General features: G+C 73.3%; 4 protein-coding genes. All 4 read left to right on the forward strand.

Annotation, left to right across the window (positions count from 1 at the left end):
* The first annotated feature begins 103 nt into the window (after positions 1–103).
* The 4 genes from L1885_RS24325 to hydA all read left to right on the forward strand — a co-directional run bounded on the left by L1885_RS24325 (position 104) and on the right by hydA (position 4,345).
* Positions 104–508: a PPOX class F420-dependent oxidoreductase gene (locus tag L1885_RS24325; RefSeq protein ID WP_235799309.1), complete on the forward strand. Its 405-nt coding sequence runs from the start codon at positions 104–106 to the stop codon at positions 506–508.
* A gap of 214 nt (positions 509–722) precedes the next feature.
* Positions 723–1,595, forward strand: a complete 873-nt coding sequence (locus tag L1885_RS24330) for a nitrilase-related carbon-nitrogen hydrolase (RefSeq protein WP_308117390.1) — start codon at positions 723–725, stop codon at positions 1,593–1,595.
* The gene (locus tag L1885_RS24335; protein ID WP_235799310.1) at positions 1,592–2,875 is read left to right on the forward strand and encodes an aspartate aminotransferase family protein; all 1,284 of its coding nucleotides are present in this window, start codon (positions 1,592–1,594) and stop codon (positions 2,873–2,875) included. The genes L1885_RS24330 and L1885_RS24335 overlap by 4 nt, the downstream gene beginning before the upstream one ends.
* Before the next feature lie 78 nt (positions 2,876–2,953).
* Positions 2,954–4,345, forward strand: a complete 1,392-nt coding sequence (gene hydA, locus L1885_RS24340) for a dihydropyrimidinase (RefSeq protein WP_235799311.1) — start codon at positions 2,954–2,956, stop codon at positions 4,343–4,345.
* The last annotated feature ends 80 nt before the right edge of the window (positions 4,346–4,425 follow it).

Consider the following 4,425-nt stretch of genomic DNA (forward strand, 5'->3'; position numbering starts at 1 on the left):
CGCGCGCCCGGTCCCGCCGCCGTTCCGGCGGCCCCCGCGTCCCCGTCACCGGTCGCGCCCCGCCCCGGGGCCCCGGCGGCCGGAGCGGCGTAGCCTCGGCCCCGTGACGACTCCCGACCGGCAGACCCTCGACGCGCTCGCGCGTGCCCCCTACGTCAGCCTCACCACCTACCGCAGGGACGGGGTGGGCGTCGACACACCCGTGTGGCACGTGGTGGACGACCGCACGCTGTACGTGTGGACCGACGCGGGCAGCTGGAAGGTCAAGCGGGTGCGCAACGTGCCGCGCGCCGTGGTCACCGTGTGCACGGTGACCGGCCGGATGAAGCCGGGCGCCGTACGGGCCGAAGGCGCGGCGCGGCTGGTCCCGGACGCCGAGGGCACGGCGCACATCCGCGGCCTGCTGCTGGGCAAGTACGGCCTGCGGTTCCGTGTCACCGAGCTGTCCGCGAAGCTCTCCCGGCGCCGCGCCCGGCACCCGATAACGGGCATCGCCGTCGACCTGTGAACCCCGGGGCCCCACCACTACGGCGGGGGAGGGGGCCCGCACGCGGTGCGTCGCGGCCCGCGGCCGCCGCCCTGAGGGCGGGGGAGAGAGGGGGAGGGCGGGGCACCCACCCGTACGGGCGGTGCGGGGGAAGCCCGTTCGGGCGAAGGTGGTCTTGCCCCGGTTCGTGCCGGGGCTTACGTTCGACGGGTCCGCTGATCCGAGGGAGCAGCCCGTGACCGACCCGTCCGAGACCGCGGGGGCCCGGCCCCGCGTCGTGCGTGCCGCGCTCGTCCAGACCACCTGGACCGGCGACACCGAGTCGATGATCGCCAAGCACGAGGAGCACGCGCGGGAGGCGGCCCGGCAGGGCGCCCGGATCATGGGCTTCCAGGAGGTCTTCAACGCCCCGTACTTCTGCCAGGTCCAGGAGCCGGAGCACTACCGCTGGGCCGAGCCCGTCCCGGACGGCCCCACCGTCACCCGGATGCGGGAGCTGGCGCGGGAGACCGGGATGGTGCTCGTGGTGCCGGTGTTCGAGGTGGAGGGTGCGGGCTTCTACTACAACACCGCCGCCGTCGTCGACGCCGACGGCTCGTACCTCGGCAAGTACCGCAAGCACCACATCCCGCAGCTGAGGGGATTCTGGGAGAAGTACTACTTCCGGCCGGGCAACGCGGGCTGGCCGGTCTTCGACACGGCCGTCGGCCGGGTCGGCGTCTACATCTGCTACGACCGGCACTTCCCCGAGGGCTGGCGCCAACTCGGCCTGGGCGGGGCCGAGATCGTCTACAACCCGTCCGCCACCTCGCGCGGGCTGTCCTCGCACCTGTGGCAGCTGGAGCAGCCGGCCGCCGCCGTCGCCAACGAGTACTTCGTCGCCGCGATCAACCGGGTCGGCCGCGAGGAGTACGGCGACAACGACTTCTACGGCACGAGCTACTTCGTCGACCCGCGCGGCCGCTTCGTCGGCGACACCGCGAGCGACAGGGAGGAGGAACTCGTCGTGCGCGACCTCGACCTGTCCCTCATCGACGAGGTGAGGCAGCAGTGGGCGTTCTACCGGGACCGCAGGCCCGACGCGTACGAGGGGCTGATCGCACCGTGAGCGAGTCGCTGCACGACCGCCACCGCGCCGTCCTCCCGGACTGGCTCGCCCTGTACTACGCGCAGCCCCTGGAGATCACGCACGGCGAGGGCCGCCACGTCTGGGACGCCGATGGCAACCGCTACCTGGACTTCTTCGGCGGCATCCTCACCACCATGACGGCGCACGCCCTGCCCGAGGTCACCCGCGCCGTCAGCGAGCAGGCCGCGCGCATCGTCCACTCCTCGACCCTGTACCTCAACCGGCCCATGGTCGAACTCGCGGAGCGGATCGCGGCCCTCTCCGGGATCCCCGACGCGCGCGTCTTCTTCACCACCTCCGGAACCGAGGCCAACGACACGGCGCTGCTGCTCGCGACCGCCCACCGCCGGTCCAACCAGATCCTCGCGATGCGCAACAGCTACCACGGCCGGTCCTTCTCCACCGTCTCCGTCACCGGCAACAGCGGCTGGTCGCCCACGAGTTACTCACCGCTGCAGACGCTGTACGTGCACGGGGCCGTGCGTGACAGGGGCCCCTTCGCGCACCTGGACGACAAGGCGTTCATCGCCGCCTGCGTCGACGACCTGCGCGACCTCCTCGGCCACGGCCGGACCCCTGCCGCCCTGATCGCGGAGCCGGTCCAGGGCGTCGGCGGCTTCACCATGCCGCCCGACGGGCTGTACGCGGCCTTCCGGGACGTCCTCGCCGAGCGGGGCGTCCTGTGGATCAGCGACGAGGTGCAGACGGGGTGGGGCCGCACCGGCGACCACTTCTGGGGCTGGCAGGCCCACGCGGAGAGCGGGCCGCCGGACATCCTCACCTTCGCCAAGGGCATCGGCAACGGCATGTCCGTCGGCGGGGTGGTGGCGCGGGCGGAGATCATGAACTGCGTCGACACCAACTCCATCTCCACGTTCGGCGGCAGCCCGATCACGATGGCGGCCGGCCTCGCCAACCTGGCGTACCTGCAGGAACACGACCTGCAGGGCAACGCCCGGCGCGTCGGGGGGCTGCTGCTGGAACGGCTGCGGTCCGAGGCCGCCGGGGTCCGGGCCGTACGGGAGGTGCGGGGCCGGGGCCTCATGGCCGCGGTCGAGCTGGTCGTCCCGGGCACCGGCCAGGCTTCGCCGGAGCGGGCGGCGGCGGTGCTGGAGGCGGCCCGCGAGGGCGGCCTGCTGATCGGCAAGGGCGGCGGCCACGACACGAGCGTCCTGCGGATCGCGCCGCCGCTGTCGCTGACGGTGGCCGAGGCCGAAGAGGGCGCCCGCATCCTGGGCCGCGCGCTGCGCGACGCCTGACGAGAAGCCCCGGGCGGCGGCGCGCGGCCCGGGCCCACCCGGCGGGCCCCGACCGGCCGGCGAAGGGAGCACGAAGCTGTGGCACGCACCCTGATCACGGGCGGACTGGTCGTCACCGCGTCCGACGAGACGCACGCCGACGTGCTGGTCGACGGCGCCCGGGTGGTGGCCCTGGCGGCCCACGGGAGCCAGCCGTGGACCGCCGAGCGCGTCATCGACGCCACGGGGAAGTACGTGATCCCGGGCGGCGTCGACGCGCACACGCACATGGAGATGCCGTTCGGCGGGACCTACGCCTCCGACACGTTCGAGACGGGCACCCGCGCCGCCGCCTGGGGCGGCACGACGACGATCGTCGACTTCGCCATCCAGTCGAAGGGCCGCTCGCTCACGGAGGGGCTCGACACGTGGTTCGCCAAGGCGGACGGGAAGTGCGCCGTCGACTACGGCTTCCACATGATCATGTCCGACGTGAACGAGTCGTCGCTGGCCGAGATGGACCGGCTCGTGGCCGCCGGCATCAGCTCGTTCAAGCTGTTCACGGCCTATCCGGGGGTCTTCTACTCCGACGACGGCCGCATCCTGCGGGCGATGCAGCGGGCGGCGTCCAACGGCGGCCTGGTCATGGCGCACGCGGAGAACGGCCCCGCCATCGACGTCCTGGTGGAGCAGGCCCTCGCGCGCGGCGAGCGGGACCCGCGCCACCACGGCGAGGTGCGCAGGGCGCTGCTGGAGGCGGAGGCGACCCACCGGGTGATCCGCCTCAGCCAGGTGGCCGGCGCGCCGCTGTACGTGGTGCACGTCTCGGCGCGGGAGGCGCTCGCCGAACTCGCCCGCGCCCGGGCCGAGGAACTGCCCGTCTTCGGCGAGACCTGCCCGCAGTACCTGTTCCTCTCGACGGACAACCTGGCGGAGCCCGGCTTCGAGGGGGCCAAGTACGTCTGCTCCACCCCGCTGCGGCCCAAGGACCACCAGGAGGCCCTGTGGCGGGGGCTGCGCACGAACGAACTGCAGGTCGTCTCCACGGACCACTGCCCCTTCTGCTTCAAGGGGCAGAAGGAGCTGGGCCGGGGGGACTTCTCCAAGATCCCCAACGGGATGCCGGGTGTCGAGAACCGCATGGACCTGCTGCACCAGGCCGTCGTGGACGGCCACATCGACCGCAGGCGCTGGATCGAGCTCGCGTGCGCGGCCCCGGCCAGGATGTTCGGGCTGTACCCGAAGAAGGGCACCGTGGCGCCGGGTTCCGACGCCGACATCGTCGTCTACGACCCGCACGCCGAGCAGACCGTGTCCGCGGCGACGCACCACATGAACGTCGACTACTCGGCCTACGAGGGCAAGCGCCTGACGGGCCGAGTCGAGACGGTCCTCTCGCGCGGCGAACCGGTGATCGACGAGCGCGCGTACGTGGGACACGCGGGCCACGGCACCTTCCTGCCGCGGGGGCTGTGCCAGTACGCGGGCTGACGGGTCCGCGCCGCGCTCGGACGGCGCACCCGGCACGCGCCGCGGGCGCGGCGCGCAGGGCGTGCGCCGTGCGCCCGGGC

Source organism: Streptomyces fuscigenes (assembly GCF_021556455.1).
Taxonomy (GTDB): domain Bacteria; phylum Actinomycetota; class Actinomycetes; order Streptomycetales; family Streptomycetaceae; genus Streptomyces; species Streptomyces fuscigenes.